This window comes from Shimia sp. (assembly GCF_022448905.1).
Taxonomy (GTDB): domain Bacteria; phylum Pseudomonadota; class Alphaproteobacteria; order Rhodobacterales; family Rhodobacteraceae; genus Shimia.
In genome coordinates this window covers 31982-48961 of the sequence record NZ_JAKVCW010000016.1, presented here as the reverse complement: position 1 = coordinate 48961, position 16980 = coordinate 31982, and the positions used below count along the sequence as shown (strand labels likewise).

Annotated in this window: 12 protein-coding genes; 5 read left to right on the top strand and 7 right to left on the bottom strand. The window is 58.8% G+C overall.

All coding sequences use genetic code 11. The features are described 5' to 3' along the window. Positions 1-2: 2 nt before the first annotated feature. Positions 3-287, bottom strand: a complete 285-nt coding sequence (yajC, locus tag MK208_RS17570; RefSeq protein ID WP_294118757.1) for a preprotein translocase subunit YajC — start codon at positions 285-287, stop codon at positions 3-5. 225 nt (positions 288-512) lie between these two features. Here yajC and serS point away from each other — a divergent pair, with 225 nt between their 5' ends. After that, positions 513-1805, top strand: coding sequence for a serine--tRNA ligase (gene serS / locus MK208_RS17565; protein ID WP_294118756.1), 1293 nt, complete (start codon positions 513-515; stop codon positions 1803-1805). Between the two features lie 98 nt (positions 1806-1903). Here the strand turns inward: serS and MK208_RS17560 are convergent, their stop codons facing one another. From MK208_RS17560 to MK208_RS17545, 4 genes are all read right to left on the bottom strand, one after another. Further along, complete coding sequence (locus tag MK208_RS17560; protein WP_294118754.1) at positions 1904-2884, bottom strand: fatty acid desaturase; 981 nt, start codon at positions 2882-2884, stop codon at positions 1904-1906. Between the two features lie 205 nt (positions 2885-3089). After that, positions 3090-4583, bottom strand: a complete 1494-nt coding sequence (gene der / locus MK208_RS17555) for a ribosome biogenesis GTPase Der (RefSeq protein WP_294118752.1) — start codon at positions 4581-4583, stop codon at positions 3090-3092. Between the two features lie 48 nt (positions 4584-4631). Next, complete coding sequence (locus MK208_RS17550; protein WP_294118750.1) at positions 4632-5936, bottom strand: PQQ-like beta-propeller repeat protein; 1305 nt, start codon at positions 5934-5936, stop codon at positions 4632-4634. A 25-nt stretch (positions 5937-5961) separates the two neighbouring features. Beyond that, positions 5962-6642, bottom strand: coding sequence for a hypothetical protein (locus MK208_RS17545; RefSeq protein WP_294118748.1), 681 nt, complete (start codon positions 6640-6642; stop codon positions 5962-5964). Positions 6643-6869: 227 nt separating this feature from the next. Between MK208_RS17545 and MK208_RS17540 the strand changes: the two genes are divergently transcribed. The 3 genes from MK208_RS17540 to MK208_RS17530 are packed head-to-tail and all read left to right on the top strand — an operon-like array spanning position 6870 to position 12506. Further along, positions 6870-8114 (top strand): efflux RND transporter periplasmic adaptor subunit, encoded by a 1245-nt coding sequence (locus tag MK208_RS17540; RefSeq protein ID WP_294118747.1) that lies wholly within the window; start codon positions 6870-6872, stop codon positions 8112-8114. Continuing rightward, the gene (locus MK208_RS17535; protein ID WP_294118746.1) at positions 8111-11989 is read left to right on the top strand and encodes an efflux RND transporter permease subunit; all 3879 of its coding nucleotides are present in this window, start codon (positions 8111-8113) and stop codon (positions 11987-11989) included. Before MK208_RS17540 ends, MK208_RS17535 begins: the two co-directional genes overlap by 4 nt. Beyond that, on the top strand, positions 11952-12506 hold the full coding sequence (locus MK208_RS17530) for a DUF1294 domain-containing protein (protein WP_294118744.1): 555 nt from the start codon (positions 11952-11954) through the stop codon (positions 12504-12506). Before MK208_RS17535 ends, MK208_RS17530 begins: the two co-directional genes overlap by 38 nt. Before the next feature lie 28 nt (positions 12507-12534). Here the strand turns inward: MK208_RS17530 and MK208_RS17525 are convergent, their stop codons facing one another. Beyond that, on the bottom strand, positions 12535-14352 hold the full coding sequence (locus tag MK208_RS17525; protein ID WP_294118743.1) for an ABC transporter ATP-binding protein/permease: 1818 nt from the start codon (positions 14350-14352) through the stop codon (positions 12535-12537). A gap of 74 nt (positions 14353-14426) precedes the next feature. Then, positions 14427-16292 (bottom strand): LysM peptidoglycan-binding domain-containing protein, encoded by a 1866-nt coding sequence (locus tag MK208_RS17520; protein ID WP_294118741.1) that lies wholly within the window; start codon positions 16290-16292, stop codon positions 14427-14429. A 98-nt stretch (positions 16293-16390) separates the two neighbouring features. Here MK208_RS17520 and MK208_RS17515 point away from each other — a divergent pair, with 98 nt between their 5' ends. After that, positions 16391-16942 (top strand): TIGR00730 family Rossman fold protein, encoded by a 552-nt coding sequence (locus MK208_RS17515; RefSeq protein WP_294118740.1) that lies wholly within the window; start codon positions 16391-16393, stop codon positions 16940-16942. Positions 16943-16980: the final 38 nt, after the last annotated feature.

Genomic DNA, 16980 nt, shown 5'->3' with positions numbered 1-16980 from the left:
GATTACTCGGCTTTGGCCGGTTCGGTCTTGGAGGTCACGTTGGCGATGGTGGATTTCACCACGCGCACTTTCACGTTTTCCGCCAGTTCAACTTCGATTTCCGCGTCGTCTTTGACCTTTGTAACTTTACCGATCAGACCACCCTGGGTCACAACCTGATCGCCACGGCGTACAGCGGCGACCATGGCTTGGTGTTCTTTCATCTTCTTCTGCTGTGGGCGGATCAGCAGGAAATACATGATCGCAAAGATCAGAATGAGCGGCAGAAACTGACCGAGTTCTTGCATAGGTTAAGGTCCCTCTAGATGGCGCGGCACAGTGCCCCGCAAAGTCGCAGGGAACCTATGGGGCTTAAGCCGTAGTTGCAAGGTGTCAAAGGGCTTGACGGAGCGCCTTGTTGCCTTAAGAGCCTGCATATGTCGCTGTAACGTGCGGGTGGTTACGATTAACCAAGATTTCCGGCATAAGCAGAGACGTAAAACGACTCATCTCAAGCATGAAGGATAAGAGAGATGCATGACATTAAAGCGATCCGCGAAAACCCGGCCGCTTTTGACGCCGCCCTGACCCGCCGTGGGGATGAGGCCATGTCATCCTCCCTGTTGGCTTTGGATGAAGAGCGGCGTGCCAAGATCGCTGCTGCTGAGGCGGCGCAGGCGGCGCAAAAGGCTGCGGCCAAAGAGGTTGGCGCGGCCAAAGCCAAAGGCGACGAGGCCGAATTTGAACGGCTGCGTGCACTGGTGGGCGAGAAAAAGTCCGAAGTGGCGGCGATGCAGAACGAGGCCAAAGAGATCGACGCCAAGCTGACCGATGCTTTGGCGCGCATTGCCAACCTGCCAGCTGACGATGTGCCAAACGGTGCAGATGAAGACGACAACGTCGAAATCAAACAGTGGGGCACGCCCAAGTCTTTTGACTTCAAACCGGTTGAACATTTCGAAATTGGCGGCGTGGCCGCGAGCATGGATTTTGAGACCGCCGCCAAAATCTCCGGTGCGCGGTTTGTGATGCTCAAAGGCGCTGTGGCCCGCATTCACCGTGCGCTGGCGCAGTTCATGATCGATGTGCATGTCGATGAAAACGGGCTGACCGAGGTCAACACACCGGTTCTGGTGCGCGATGAGGCGATGTATGGCACTGATAAGCTGCCCAAATTTGCCGAAGACAGCTATCAGACCACCAACGGATGGTGGTTGATCTCGACCTCTGAAATCCCGCTCACCTACTCGGTGGCCACTGACATTCTGGAACAAAGCGCCCTGCCGATCCGCATGACCGCGCATTCGCTGTGTTTCCGCAGCGAAGCGGGCAGCGCAGGCAAAGACACCTCCGGCATGCTGCGTCAGCACCAGTTTGAAAAGGTGGAGATGGTCTCGATCACCCACCCGGACGAGTCTGACAACGAGCAGAAGCGCATGTTGGGCTGTGCCGAGGGTATCCTGGAAAAGCTGGGCATTCCGTACCGCACCGTGGTGCTGTGTACCGGCGACATGGGCTTTGGCGCGCGCCGCACCTATGACATCGAGGCGTGGATTCCGGGTCAGGACACCTATCGCGAGATCAGCTCCGTCTCCACCACCGGCGATTTCCAAGCCCGCCGCATGAACGCGCGCTTCCGCCCGGCGGACGGTGGCAAGCCCGAGTATGTGCACACTCTAAACGGCTCCGGCCTTGCCGTGGGCCGCTGTCTGATTGCGGTGCTGGAAAACGGCCAACAAGCGGATGGGTCTGTTGAATTGCCGGAGGCGCTGGTGCCGTATCTGGGCGGCAAGTCCACGCTGAGCGCAGACGGCAAGCTGGTTTAAGTCCCTATGACAGAAACAAAACAAAGCGCGGCCCGATGGAGCCGCGCTTTTTTCATCTGTCCATAAATATCCCGGGGGTCCGGGGGCTGGCCCCCGGCCTACTCCGCCGGAACCGCGCCTTGTGACTGATTTTTGGGAAAGGGCACCAGACGTTCCTGCTCCTCATCCCACAGTTTGAGCGAAAACGACCGGATCGCCTCCGGCCACTCGATGGTGGGCAGGTCGTATTCATCACGGATCATCTGGTGGCATTTGCGCAAATTGTAGTGCGGAATACGGGCGTTGAAGTGGTGGATGTCGTGATAGGCGATGTTCGCCGATGCCAGATCCATCCACCAGCCGAGATCCAAAGCGGAGGAGCCTTGCAACGCTGCCAGACGCGGGTCCAAATCGGGACGGCGATCCCAATAGGTGTCTTCAAAATTGTGCTGCAGGTAGACCATGAAGACACCAACCATGCCGCCAAAGAAGGACGCCAGGAACCAGATTAGCACACCGTTCCAACCGGCCAGCACATAGAGCACGCCCATGTAGGCAAAGATCGCCAGATTGTGCAGCAGCACCGATTTCCACATGGTGTGGGCATTTTTGGGCCAGCGGTAGCGGATGAAATAGGTGAACAGGCTGCCCAGCGGGATCAGCACAAAGGGATTGCGATAGAGCCGGTACTGCAGGCGCTCCCAAAAACCGGCCTCATTCCATTCCCGCACGGTCATAGTGTGGATTTCGCCGGTCTCCCGATGCTCCAGATTGCCGATATGGCTGTGGTGCATATTGTGATTGTGGCGCATGGCGGCATAGGGCGCGAAGGTCACCACCGACAGCGCCTCTCCGGCCCAGTCGTTATGTTTACGCGTTTTGAACAGCGAGGCATGACCTGTGTCATGCTGTAAAACATAAAGCCGCACAGCCGAGAGGCCGTTCAGAATCATCATAGGGATCAGGAAGTACCATGTGCCCTGATTGGCTATCGCCAGAGTGAGCGTGGCAAAATAGAAAGCAAAGGTGCCAAAAAAACTGACCGCGCCAATGCGGTCGTCTTGCACAGTGAATTCTTTCAAGCGCTCGCGAATCTCCATCGCAAACCTCTCTTTTCAAATCAGTATTTCCGCCTGAGCCGTGCCTGGGGACACTGTGCCTAGGTATTAAAGCCTACGTGACCCGCGAAATTTCGGACCACTGAACAAGACTATAACGCGAATTTGTGACGCCACAATGCACCTGTCGCCGCACAGGGGCTGCACGGCGACATGAAGAGTTCCAAATTCATACCTGATGGGCGGATCAGAAGCCCGCGTCGCGGCCCTTGATGTGCTTGCGCAGACGGGACGGTGTGGACTTTTTCTTACCCTTGTAGGGGTTTTTGTCCCCCTGCCCCCGCATGGTCAGGCGGATGGGCGTGCCCGGCATGTCAAATGTTTCCCGCAGGCCATTCACAAGGTAACGCGAATAGCTGGCGGGCAGCTTGTCGGGATGGGAACACATCACCACAAAGCCCGGCGGACGGGTTTTGGCCTGTGTCATGTAGCGCAGCTTGATGCGCTTGCCCTGCGGCGCGGGCGGCGGGTGTTGTTGCAACATCTCCACCAGCCAGCGGTTCAGCGCAGCAGTCGGAATCCGACGGTTCCAGGTGTCATAGGCGTCCAAGATCGCTTGGTTAAGGCGTTCAAGACCGCGACCGGTTTTGGCAGACACTGTGATCAGCGGTGCGCCGCGCAGCTGCGGGAGAAGTCGGTTGAAAGCCTCTTTCAGCTCGCGCAGCTTTTCCTGCTTGTGCTCTTCCACGTCCCATTTGTTCACCGCGACCACAACTGCGCGGCCCTCACGTTCGGCCAGATCGGCGATGCGCAGGTCTTGCTGTTCAAAGGGAATCGCCGCGTCCAGCAGCACAACAACCACCTCGGCAAATTTCACCGCACGCAGACCATCGCCAACGGAGAGTTTCTCGAGCTTATCCTGCACCTTGGCTTTCTTGCGCATCCCGGCGGTGTCAAAAATCCGCATATGGGTGCCGTCCCATTCGGTGCGCAGCGAAATCGCATCGCGGGTGATGCCCGCTTCAGGACCGGTCAGCAAACGATCCTCACCGATGATCTTGTTGATCAGCGTGGATTTACCCGCGTTCGGGCGACCTACCACAGCGATCTGCAGCGGCTTGGTCTCGGTGATCTGCTCGCTCGGACGCAGGCCGCCTTCGTCAAACTCGTCATCCCAATCGCCGTCTTCTTCGAGCTCGACGTCGACTTCAACTTCATCATCCAAAGCCTTTTGGCGTTTGGCAAATTCATCGGCAATAGGCATGAGCTGCGCATACAGATCGTTGAGGCCTTCGCCGTGCTCCGCAGACAGGCGGATCGGTTCGCCAAGCCCCAAAGAGTAGGCGTCCAGCACGCCCGCATCCGCCGCCTTGCCTTCGCCTTTGTTGGCGGCCAGCAGCACATGCGCGGATTTCTTGCGTAGTATCTCGGCAAAGACCATGTCGGTGGGCGTCACCCCTGTGCGAGCGTCCATCATAAAGAGGCAGATGTCGGCCATGTCCACCGCGCGCTCGGTCAAGCGGCGCATGCGGCCTTCGAGGCTGTCATCGGTGGCGTCTTCCAGACCGGCAGTGTCGATCACGATGAACCGCAGGTCTGCCAGCTTGGCATCGCCCTCACGCAGGTCGCGCGTGACGCCCGGCTGGTCGTCGACCAAAGCCAGTTTTTTGCCCACAAGGCGGTTGAACAGCGTGGATTTGCCCACGTTTGGGCGGCCAACAATGGCGAGCGTGAAACTCATGACAGATCTCCGGAACGTCTGAAGTCGCCCCGATACAGCATTATTGCGTCAACGGAAAGCGTACAATTCGCCTTTGCGGTTGACCACATACAAAACACCGCCTGCCACAACCGGATTGGTGGCTGCCCCGTGGGGCAACTCGACGGTGTGGGTCAAGAGACCGTTGCGCGGGTTGTAGAAGCGCACCACCTCGTCAGTGGAGGGGACAACCAACTGCCCCCCCGCCAAGATTGGCCCGTAATGTGCGTGCACAGCGGACTGCTTCCTAGGTTTGTCTTTGATGAACTGCGGCAGGGTCTGCCCCCAGATGCGGGTGCCGTCTCGGGCATCCAGACGCAGCAGCTCATTGGTTTCAGATAACAAGAAGAGCGACCCACCCGCCGGGAACACCGGGCTGAGTGCGCCGTGATCCGCCGTCCATTTGCGCACGCCGGTTTCCGCATCAAACGATGCCATTCGGCCGGAGTGGTTGGCCACGTAGATGGTGTCTCCAACCACAACGGGGTCACCAGAGATGTCGCCCACGGTGTTCACAGCACGGCCCGGACGGGTGTCTGACAGGCCTGCGGTCCAGCGGGACACACCACCACGGCGGAAGGCCGCCTGGATTTCCCCGGAACCGTAGGGGAAGATCGCCAGACGGTCAGTGATGGCCGGTGCCGCCGGGCTTTGCACATTTTGCACGTTGGGAATGGACAGAAGCTGCCAGGCAATTTTGCCGGTCTCAACTTCCAGCGCCCAGGCGGTGGCATCGCCGGAGACGACATAGACCAAATCGCCGTAGACCGTGGGGGTGCCACTGCCTACCGCCTGAAATTTCTGCTCCCACAGGTCCGCGCCGGTTGCTGGGTCCAGCGCGCGGATGCTGCCAAACCCTGTGGTGACAAAAAGCTTGCCTTTGCCATAAGCCAAACCGCCGGTGGAGGCTTGGCCCGCCTTGTCGTTAGGGGGCGTCAGATCTCGGGACCACACAGTTTGCCCGCCGGTTGTGGTTGCTGTAACGGTGGCTTCGGCATCGACTGTGAAGATGCGTCCATCGGCGACAACAGGGTCCGCCGTAATACGTGTCTTGCGCGACTCGCCCGCGCCGATCGAGGTCGACCAGGCCAGAACCGGTTTTGATGACAGTGCCGCATGAGCGGTGCGCGTGCTTGGAGAGCCGATGCGCCCGGTCCAATTCGCATTTTTGCTTTGCGATGGCAGGCTAATTGCAAGATCTTTGTTCTCAATAACCTCTTCGGAGGGGAACAGATCTTCGCGATCCCCAGCCAGAATGATCTCCGGCTCGGCACATGCAGACAACAGGCCGGCGGAGGCAACACCCGCTGCCAAAATCCAAGACGTACGTTTCACTGCTGAGTCCCCCACCCTGCAAGTCTTATTGGTCGGCCAGAACAGGCGCGGTGTCCGCAGGTGTCCCGCCCAGAGCCACAATCAACTGAGATGCGCGATTGCGCAAGCCTGCGGTGACCGCCGCATCTTGAATCAGCGCTTGCAGTTGTTCGATGGCACCATCCACATCGCCTTCTTCCAAGCTCAAAAGGGCAAGCTGTTCCTGCGCAGGCAGCGCCAGAGGCATGCCCGGACCGGCCAGAGCTTCCAGCGCTAAGCGACGATCCGCCACGGACGTTTCCTTCGCGTTTGCGAGAACCGCTTTGAAAGCTGCGATCTGACGGTAGATTTCCGGCGTCTCCAACCCGCTGGTGGTAATCCCGTTCAGGGTTGCCGCGGCGTCGGCGCCAGAGCCCACCTCAATCTGATGGGTGGCAAGCAGCATGTCAGCAACAACTTGCGCATTGGGCGACTCGGTTGTCAGTTCGCCAAGCGCCGCCACGCGGGCTTCAGCGTCGCTGGAGGCCACAGCGGCAATCAGCGCGTCGCCGGTGTTTTCCGCTGCGGTGCGGGCTTTGCTCTTTTGATATTCGTTAAAAGCGGCTGCGCCCACAATCGCGATCACCGTCAGAACGGCGATCCAGCCATAACGGCGGATCAGGCCAAAAAGGCGGTCACGGCGCACTTCTTCGGTGACTTCTTCGATGAAACTGTCGGTATTGCTCACGCCTGCTCTCCTGTCGGTTTGCCTTGTCTTATCGTTTTGTTTTCAAAGTGCCAAGTACTGTGGCAAAGGCACATCGGCGACACCGGTTTTTTCTCGTTTCTGGATCTAATTTGAACTGAGGAGTTCAAAATCTCGTATCGGAGGTTGTTTCTCGGCGCGCGAACGCCAATATGTCGGTGAATATTTGTGCGCGGGAGGGCGCACGTTAAAGCAACAGGGGCCATTCAATGCGGCTTATTCCGGTTCTGACCGCACTTCTCGTGTCGGCAATTTTGTATTTTGTAGTGGTGGAGCGTGATCGCTTGGCGGCGTTTGCCGGCAATGGCGCGCCCGAAGAGGTGGCGGACACCGCCACTGAGGCGCAGGCAGAGGCGAGTGAAACGCCTTCTGAAGCGCCGGGTTTCATTCGTGTGGTGGCGGTTAAGAGTGAAGCCCGCACCATCGACAGCGCGGTTGTGCTGCGGGGCGAAACCGAGGCGGATCGTCAGGTTGAGGTGCGCGCCGAGACCAGCGGTCTGGTGATCACCGAGCCACTGCGCCGCGGCACACATGTGACGGCAGGCCAAGAGCTTTGCCGCCTCGACGTGGGCACCAGCACAGCCGTTTTGGCAGAGGCAAAAGCTCGCCTGCTGGAAGCACAGGCCCGCATCCCAAGCGCGCAAGCCTCGGTTGCCGAGGCCGAAGCACGATTGGAAGAAGCCAAGATCAACGACAACGCAGCGCGCAAACTGTCTGAAGGTGGCTTTGCCTCTTCCACACGTGTCGCCAGCACCGCCGCAAGTGTGCGCGCGGCTGAAGCGGCGATTCAATCGGCCACATCCGGTCTGGAAAGCACTCAGGCTGGCATCGAATCAGCCGAGGCCTTGGTCGCAGCCGCAGAGCGCGAAGTGGCGCGCCTGACGATTGTGGCACCGTTTGACGGCCTGCTGGAAAGCCGGACCGCAGAACTCGGCAGCCTGATGCAGCCGGGCAGCCTGTGCGGCACAGTGCTGCGTCTTGATCCAATACGTATCGTTGGCTTTGTGCCGGAAACCGACATCAACCGCGTGAACGAAGGCTCGCTGGCGGGCGCCCGTTTGACCACCGGTCAGGAAGTGACTGGCCAGGTGACCTTTGTGTCTCGTTCCGCCGATCCGCAGACCCGCACCTTCCGCGTGGAAGTGACGGTACCAAACGCAGACTTGGCGATCCGCGACGGGCAAACCGCGGAGATTATGATCTCTGCCGATGGCGCGACGGCACATTTCCTGCCTCAGTCTTCCCTGACGCTAAACGACGAAGGCACCCTGGGCGTGCGCATTGTTGAAGACGGCGACGTTGTGGCCTTTAAGGCGGTGGACCTGCTGCGTGATGGCACAGACGGCATCTGGGTTGGCGGTTTGCCGGAACAGGCCAGCGTGATTGTTGTGGGCCAAGAGTTTGTGGTTGAGGGTGTCACCGTCGCGCCGACCTATCGGGAGCTTGACCAATGACCGGCGCCATCACCTGGGCCGCGGAACGGGCCCGAATGATTCTGGCGTTCATCGTGATTTCTCTCGTGATTGGCGCCTTCTCCTACGTCAGCCTTCCAAAGGAGGGTGAGCCAGACATCGACATTCCGATCCTTTATGTGTCGGTCAGCTATCCGGGCATTTCCGCAGAAGACGCCGAGAGCCTGCTCGTGAAGCCGATGGAGACCGAGGCGGTCGATCTGGACGGTCTCGACAAGATGACCGGCATTGCTTCGGAGAACCACGCCTCGCTGCTGCTGGAGTTCGACTTCGGCTGGGACAAAAGCGCGACAATTGCGGATGTGCGCGATGCGATGAACACCGCGTCGTCAAACTTCCCCGCGGGCGCGGAACAATACACCATCAACGAGATCAACTTCTCCGAATTTCCGATCGTGATTGTGAACCTGTCGGGCGATGTACCAGAGCGCACCATGGCGCGTTTGGCCAAAGACCTGCAGGACGAATTTGAAGCCATCGACGCGGTGCTGGAAGCGCCAATTGCGGGCAACCGTGACGAGATGGTGGAGGTGGTGATCGACCCGCTGCGTCTGGAATCCTACAACGTCACCGCGCCAGAACTGATCAGTGTTGTGCAAAACAACAACCAACTGATTGCCGCTGGTGAAGTGGAAACCAACCAGGGCACCTTCTCGGTCAAAATTCCTTCGTCGTTCAACGATGTCACCGACATTTACGAGCTGCCGGTGAAAACCAACGGCGAGCGGATTGTGACCCTGGGCGATCTGGCTGAAATCAACTTCACCTTTGAGGACCGTGCGGGCACCGCGCGGTTTGATGGCGAAAACACTGTGGCGCTGCAGGTGGTGAAGGGCAAAGGCTACAACATCATCGACACTGTGGAGCAGATCAAAACCACCCTGGCAGCGGCGCAAGAGAAATGGCCGGAAGAGCTGCAGGCGGCGGTGCAGGTTGGCACCTCCAACGACCAGAGCCGCACGGTAGGCTCGATGGTGCGCCAGCTTGAAGGGTCGGTTCTGACCGCGATTGCGCTGGTGATGATTGTGGTTCTGGCCTCTCTGGGCAGCCGCGCTGCAATGCTGGTGGGCTTTGCCATCCCGGCGTCCTTCCTGCTGTGTTTTGCCTTCCTCGCGGTGATGGGTGTGACCATCTCCAACATGGTGATGTTTGGCCTGATCCTTGCGGTGGGTATGCTGGTGGACGGTGCGATTGTTGTGGTGGAATACGCCGACAAGCGCATCAAAGAGGGCGTCGGCCCGATGCACGCCTATGTTGAGGCGGCGCAGCGGATGTTCTGGCCAATTGTCAGCTCCACTGCGACCACGCTCTGTGCGTTCTTGCCGATGCTGTTCTGGCCAGGTGTGCCGGGCGAGTTCATGGGCATGTTGCCGGTCACGATGATCTTTGTTCTGTCAGCCTCGCTGCTGGTGGCACTGATCTATCTGCCGGTTGTGGGGGGTATCTCCGGTCGTTTGAGCCGGGTGTTTGACCGGATCTCCCAAGGCATGAAGCAACGCCTGCCATGGGTAGTGCGCGCTCTGCTGGTGCCGATCCCGCTTTACGGCATGTTTGTCGGGCTGATGCAGATGCTGACCGTGACCTATGCTTCCGGGGGGGAAGGCACCACAGGCGCAGTGGCGGTTGGAGCTGTGATTTTTGTGCTGTCCGCTTTTGCAGCCTCGATCACAATGACGGCAGCGGAGATCGGTCGCAAACGCCGTGCCGTGAAATCCGGCTTCCGCCACAACGGCTTTGGCTATTTCATGCGCTTCATTGTGGGCAACCCAGTGATGCCGCTGGTCACCATTGCAGCCGTCATCTTCACCGTTGTGTCGATCATTGGCTACTTTGGTGAAAACAACAACGGCGTCGATTTCTTTGTGGAAACCGAACCGGAACAGGCTACCGCCTATGTCCGCGCGCGCGGCAACATCTCACTGGCAGAAAAAGACGCCATGGTGCGCGAAGCGGAAAACATCATCATGCAGCACCCTGCGGTGATCAATGTGTTCTCCTTCGCCGGTGAAGGTGGTCTGGACACCGGTGGTCCGGGTGGTGGCAACTCCCCGCCCGACACCGTAGGTCAGGTACAGTTTGAAATCATCCCGTGGGATGAACGTCCAACCGCGCGTGAAAAGTGGTTCTTTGGCAAGCTGGAGCGGGATGTGACCGCGCCGGACTTTGACGGCAACCGTGTGCTGGACGAGTTGAACGCCGAGTTGGCCAAGCTGCCCGGCTTCTATGTGGAAACCAGCCCGATTGAACAGGGTCCGGGTTCCGGCAAGCCGATACACCTGCGCATCCGTGGCGACGGCTGGGACGAACTCAACGCCGCCACCATTAGCGCGCGGGAAACCTTTGAAGCGACCACCGGGCTGACCCTGGTGGAAGACACCCTGCCCCTGCCCGGCATCGACTGGCAAATCGACGTGGATGTGGCCAAAGCCGGCCGCTACGGCGCCGATGTGGCCACCGTGGGCGCGATGGTGCAGTTGGTGACCCGTGGTATCCTGCTGGACACCATGCGGGTCGACAGCTCGGACGAGGAAATCGAAATCCGTCTGCGTCTTCCAGATCAGGACCGTGTCCTGTCCACGCTCGACACGCTGAAGGTGCGCACCAACGATGGGCTTGTGCCATTGTCCAACTTCGTCACGCGCTTCCCAGTGCCCAAAAGGGCATCGATCACGCGTGTTGATCAGGAACGCTATTACGACGTGAAAGCCGATGTGGAACCGGGACTGGTAAAAATTGTATCTGGTGAAGGCGAAGAGCTTCAGACATTAGCGATCCTGAAGGCACTGCCGGAAGGCGAGCTGTCTTATGACAATGTGATCACCACTCCCAACGGTGAGGATTTCACAATCTTTGCGCTGGACGCGGCGAGCTCTGCGGAGGAAGTTCGCACCGCGCTGGAAGAGGGGGCACGCCGTGTGCCTGTCACAGCCACCGAGCGGATCGAAGTACTGACGGAATGGCTCAACACCAACCCGTTTGACAGCTCTATCAGCTGGGAATGGACTGGGGATCAGGAAGAGCAGGCGGAATCCGGTGCTTTCTTGGCGAGCGCTTTCTCCGCCGCCTTGGGTCTGATGTTTGTGATCCTGTTGGCGCAATTCAACAGCTTCTTCAACTCGGTGCTCGTGCTTCTGGCGGTGGTTCTGTCCACGGCTGGCGTGCTGGTGGGCATGCTGGTGATGGATCAGACCTTCTCGATCATTATGACCGGGACCGGCATTGTGGCTTTGGCGGGGATTGTGGTGAACAACAACATTGTTCTGATCGATACCTATCAGGAATACAGCCAGTATATGCCGCGGATTGATGCGATTGTGCGTACTGCGCAAAGCCGTATCCGTCCGGTTTTGCTGACCACCATCACAACAATGGCCGGTCTGGCGCCGATGATGTTTGGCCTGAGCCTGGACTTCATCAACGGCGGCTATTCGATCGACAGCCCGACCTCGCTGTGGTGGAAACAGCTGGCGACCGCCGTGGTCTTTGGCCTCGGGATTGCCACCGTGCTGACGCTGGTGTTCACCCCATCCATGCTGGCCGCACGGGTTTGGGCAAGCACCTACTTCAACTGGATGATGCGCCTGCTGGCCCGTCTGTCCTTTGGCCGCACATCCCGTGCCGGTCAGGACTGGGCACTGCGCCGCGCGGCCCGCAAGGTGAAACATCCGGTGCTGATGTGGGACGACACCACTGAAGTTGTGATGGAAAGCTCTGCGCCAACCTCCCGCTCCTCAGTGCCTGCGACACGCTCCACCAAGGTCGATCCAAACGAACTGGCCCCCGAGGTGGAAGCACCACGCAGCGGCAAGGCGGCGAATGATGATCCCGATCCGGGTGGCATTCAAGCGGCTGAATAACACTTCAGCATATGATCAAAAAACGCGCTCCTTCGGGGGCGCGTTTTTTGTTCATCCAGAATATTCTTTTTCTGCATGGATTTTCGCCTTATACGTGTTGCTCAAGATTTTTGAGCAAACGCATACAGGCATCCACATGTTCAACATTGCAGTTGGCACAACATTGTCCCCTGCCCTGCCCGCACTGATTTTGACCGGGTTGGTGCTTGTGTTCTGGTTGGCCCTCAATCTGGTCACCTACACGTTTTTCCACGCGGACAAAGAACGTGCGATCCATGGCGAAGACCGGATCCCGGAGCGGACTCTGCTATCGCTGGCTCTGATTGGCGGCTCTCTGGGCGCCAAAGTGGCACAGAAGCGCTTTCGCCACAAAACCTGCAAGCAACCCTTTGGACGGCTGCTCAATGCTATTGTGGTACTGCACCTTGGATTGATTGCCCTGGGCACATACTACGCCTTTGCCGCTCCCAGTGGTTTCTGGACCGCAGAGGAATTTGCGGGTGTCTGGTCGAAATAAACCAAACACCCTTTTTGCTTGTTAGCCTTTACGCCGCGTCTTCATCCGCCTGCTGACGGGTCCAGAGCTGCGCATAGCGGCCTTTTTTGTCCAACAGCGCCGCGTGCGTACCTTCTTCGATGACCTCGCCCTTCTCCAGCACCACAATCCGGTCCGCCTCGGCAATGGTGGAGAGACGGTGCGCGATGGTGATCACGGTACGGCCTTCGCCAGCCCGTGCCAGCGCTTCTTTGATGCCCTGTTCGGTATCAGTGTCCAGCGCTGAGGTGGCCTCGTCCAGAAGCAGGATTGGCGGGTTTTTCAGCAGTGTGCGGGCAATGCCGACGCGTTGCTTTTCACCACCGGAGAGCTTGAGGCCGCGTTCACCGACAGCCGTGTCATAGCCGTCCGGCAGCGCCGCGATGAAGTCGTGGATTTGTGCCGCCTTGGCGGCTTCGATCACATCCTCTTCTGTGGCCCCGTCGCGCCCGTAAGCGATGTTGTAGCGGATGGTGTCGTTGAACAGCACCGTGTCTTGCGGCACCACACCAATGGCGTCATGCAGGCTTTCCTGCTGCACATCGCGCACATCTTGACCGTCGATGCGCAGCGCGCCGTCTTGCACATCATAGAAGCGGAACAGCAGCCGTCCGATGGTGGATTTACCAGAACCGGATGCGCCCACGATGGCCACAGTTTGACCGCCAGGCACCGACAGGTCCACGCCTTTCAAAATGGCGCGGTCTTCGTCATAGCCGAAGGTGACGTTCTCCAGCTCAATGGTGCCATTCGTAACCGACAGAGGCACTGCATTCGGCTTATCCGAAATCTCCGCATTGTCATCCAGCAAGTCGAACATTTGCCCCATGTCCACGAGGCTCTGGCGGATTTCGCGATAGACAAAGCCGAGGAAATTCAGTGGCGCCATAACCTGAAGCATATAGGCGTTGACCATGACAAAGTCGCCGACGGTGAAGCTGCCATCGGTGACGCCTTTTGCGGCCATGACCATCACAGCGACCAAGCCCCCGTTGATGATCACCGCCTGCCCCATATTGATGAGTGCCAGCGAGTTTGCCGTTTTCAGTGCGGCGCCCTCATAGCCTTCCATGGCTTCGTCATAGCGCGTGGCCTCGCGCCGTTCGGCGCCGAAGTACTTCACAGTCTCAAAGTTCAGCAGACTGTCGACAGCGCGCTGGTTGGCCTCGTTGTCACGATCATTCATCACCCGACGGATGCGCACACGCCATTCGGTTACCGCGAATGTGAACCAGATATAGAGCGTCATGGTGCCCGCGACGACCAACAGGAAACGCCAGTCAAACAGGGTCGCCAACACCGCACATATCATCACAAGTTCAAGAAACAGCGGCCCGATCGAAAACAGCATAAAGCGCAACAGGAACGCCACGCCTTTGACGCCTCGGTCCATTACTCGGGTCAAAGCACCGGTACGGCGGGTCAAATGGTACCGCAGGCTCAACGCATGGATATGTTCAAACGTGGTGAGCGCCAAACGCCGCAGCGCCCGCACGCTGACCTTGGCGAACAACAGGTCGCGCAGTTGCTCAAACAGAACTGCCAGAAGTCGGTTGGTACCATAGGCCATGGTCAAGCCAACCGCGCCCAAAGCCAAAGGCGGAATGCCTTCCCCTGCGAGGGTATCGACCGCGCCTTTGTAGAGAATTGGGGTGAATACAGCGACCACTTTGGCGGCAATAAGCGCCAGCATGGCCAAGACAACCCGCACGCGCAGGGACGGCATGTCCTTGGGCCACAGGTAGGGCGCAACACTGCGTATGATGCGCAATCCCGAACGCCGTTCTTTATCCGCGATGTCGCGCGCGCTCTGAGATTGATCGACCATATGGCTTGCCTTTTGCGAGGGGTAGCCGGTCCAATCTAAGGAGTGATGGCAGGACTTGCCAGCCCTGCCCCGCTTTATTCTTCTGGAACTGTAAAGACTTGGCCCGGATAGATCAGGTCGGGATCGCGGATCTTGTCTTTGTTGGCCTCAAACACTTGAAGATAGAGCTGTCCCTCGCCATAGCGGTCTCGCGCAATCGCCCAGAGGGTGGCACCGGGTTGCACGGTCACGATGCGCACCGGTGATTGTGCTGCGGCGGGCTCCGGTTTGGTTTCGGGTTCAGACTGAGGCGTGTCTGCCGAAGCGTCCGTGGTGGTCGGTGATTCTGTTGCTACCGGAGTCGGCGGTGCTGCTTCCACCAAAGCAGTTTCCGGCTCAACTGCGGCTTCCGCTGAGGTTGTTTCTGCGTCGGGGGCCTGTTCATCAGCAGTTGCCGAGACTGCTTCAGTGTCTTTCTGAGCCGTTTCTTCTTCGGAGGTTGCAACATCTGTTGTCGGAGCCTCGGCTACATCCGTTGTAGCTTCAGGCTCGGCATCAGCCACCGCAGCTTCAACAGCGCTGTCTCCGCTTGCAGTTTCTGATTCTACGACGGTTTCAGAAGTTTTCTCAGTCGGAGCCTCAGCCTCCTGCGCGGCGGCCTCAGCCTCCGCCACTGCTTCCGCCTGAGCGCGTGCCTTTGCGACGGTTTCAGGGGTTTCGCGTTTGAACGGCGTTACCACGCGGGAGAGCACTTTGGCGGTTTCGTCCACCTCATCTGCGCGCAGTTCATAGAGGCCACCGGCCACGTTTTCCAGCTGCGTGGACCACAGGCCCGCGTCATCAATCTGTGTGGTCGCCGCCAAGGTGTTGTCCAGATACAGCCGCACAAAGGCACTTGGGTTGCCACGTCCGGAGACCATCACCGCACCGGCATCGGTATAGCTGATTGAGTCAATCGAAACGGCGGCCAGAACTTCCGGTGTGGCCTCTTCCGGCGCGGCCGGTTGCACCACGCGCACGCCCTCGGAATCCGACACAATCACCGCTGGTGCTTTGGGTTTTAGCGCGGGCTCTGCCGCAGCCATTTCTTCTTGAGTCTCCGATTTAGGCGCAACTTCAGTCGAATCTTCATTTGAATTTTCAACAACCTCTTCAATAGGTTGGTCGCCGTTATTCACCTGAGCTACAGTTTCTTCGGCCTCGGCAACAACGCTGTCTGATGCCGCGTCTTCGACCTCGGTGGTGGCGACATTAGGTTCAGAAGTCTCTGGCGCTACCTCTGGTTCGGCCACATCCTTCGCCGCAGGTTCTTCCACCGCCTCAGGAGTCGCCACAGCCTCCGCAACCGCCACAACCGGTGCGACGATCACCGTGACATCCGAAGGCACATCGCCATCTTCGCGGCGCTCCACAAGGCTCAGGACCCGAGGCGCCTCACTGGGCTCGATGGCCAGTATAGCAGCAAATTTCCCAGCGATGTCGACAGGGGCCAAAGCGACCTCTGTCCCATCCAGCAGAATGCCCAACATGGCACCAGGCGCAGCCGCTCCGGCCACCACTGTGTTGCCTTCAGCATCCACCCGTACCACGTCAAAACTTGGCGCGATGGTTGGCGTGGGCTCTTCCTCAACAAGCACAGATGCCGCAGCCACCGGCTCTTCTTTTGGTTCTGGCTCCGCAACAGGTACACCGTCTTCAGCCACCTCAGCGACTTGCTCCTGCGTTTCCGCTTGTGCGGGCTGCGCCTCCGGCTCGGACACTTCCTCAGCGGTCTGCTCAGCCACCTTCGGCGTGGCGTCTGGTGCCGGGGCGGTCTCAGTGGTTGTGGCATCATTGACCGTCTGATCGCTGCCGTCCAACACGCCGGTCGCCACCAGCGCATAGACGGAGACGCCCATCGCCACCACAACTCCGGCCACCCAGACCACATTGCCGCTAAAAATTGATGCTTTGTCACTCATCGCCGAATATCCCCCGAAGTCGGCTGTCATTTGGTTGAGAGACCCTACCAACCCAGATATTGCTGGTCAAAAGAGCTTTGAACATATTGGAGAATTTCATGACCACACGCTCGATCTGTGTCTTTTGTGGTTCACGTTTTGGCGGCGATGCCGCCTATAAGGACGGCGCGGAGGCCTTTGGCGCGCGGTTTGGTGACAAAAACTGGCGTCTGGTATACGGCGCGGGCGATGTCGGGTTGATGGGCGCCGTGGCCAATGCGGCCCAAGCCGCCGGTGCGGACACCTTTGGCGTGATCCCTACCCACCTACTGGAATGGGAGGTGGGCAAACGCGACCTGACAAACTTCATCGTGACCGAAAACATGCACGAGCGCAAAAAGGTCATGTTTATGAATTGCGACGCCATTGTTGTCCTGCCAGGCGGCGCAGGCTCGCTCGACGAGTTCTTTGAGGTTCTCACTTGGCGCCAGCTTGGCCTGCATGAAAAGCCAATTGTGGTGCTGAATGTGAACGGGTTCTGGGACCCACTGGTTGGACTGCTGGACCACGTCATCGATCAGGGGTTTGCCGAGCAAAGCCTGAAGGATTTCATCCATGTGGCGGATGACGTAGGCAGCTTGGAAGCCATCCTGGACCGCGCTTTTGGGTAGATCAAAAAGCACCGATAAAACTGAGACAGCTTGCCGAT

Bases quoted from the DNA above. Each gene is read 5' to 3' on its own strand.
- yajC (WP_294118757.1), bottom strand. From the start codon at position 287: ATGCAAGAACTCGGTCAGTTTCTGCCGCTCATTCTGATCTTTGCGATC.
- serS (WP_294118756.1), top strand. From the start codon at position 513: ATGCATGACATTAAAGCGATCCGCGAAAACCCGGCCGCTTTTGACGCC.
- MK208_RS17560 (WP_294118754.1), bottom strand. From the start codon at position 2,884: ATGGAGATTCGCGAGCGCTTGAAAGAATTCACTGTGCAAGACGACCGC.
- der (WP_294118752.1), bottom strand. From the start codon at position 4,583: ATGAGTTTCACGCTCGCCATTGTTGGCCGCCCAAACGTGGGCAAATCC.
- MK208_RS17540 (WP_294118747.1), top strand. From the start codon at position 6,870: ATGCGGCTTATTCCGGTTCTGACCGCACTTCTCGTGTCGGCAATTTTG.
- MK208_RS17535 (WP_294118746.1), top strand. From the start codon at position 8,111: ATGACCGGCGCCATCACCTGGGCCGCGGAACGGGCCCGAATGATTCTG.
- MK208_RS17530 (WP_294118744.1), top strand. From the start codon at position 11,952: ATGATCCCGATCCGGGTGGCATTCAAGCGGCTGAATAACACTTCAGCA.
- MK208_RS17525 (WP_294118743.1), bottom strand. From the start codon at position 14,352: ATGGTCGATCAATCTCAGAGCGCGCGCGACATCGCGGATAAAGAACGG.
- MK208_RS17520 (WP_294118741.1), bottom strand. From the start codon at position 16,292: ATGAGTGACAAAGCATCAATTTTTAGCGGCAATGTGGTCTGGGTGGCC.
- MK208_RS17515 (WP_294118740.1), top strand. From the start codon at position 16,391: ATGACCACACGCTCGATCTGTGTCTTTTGTGGTTCACGTTTTGGCGGC.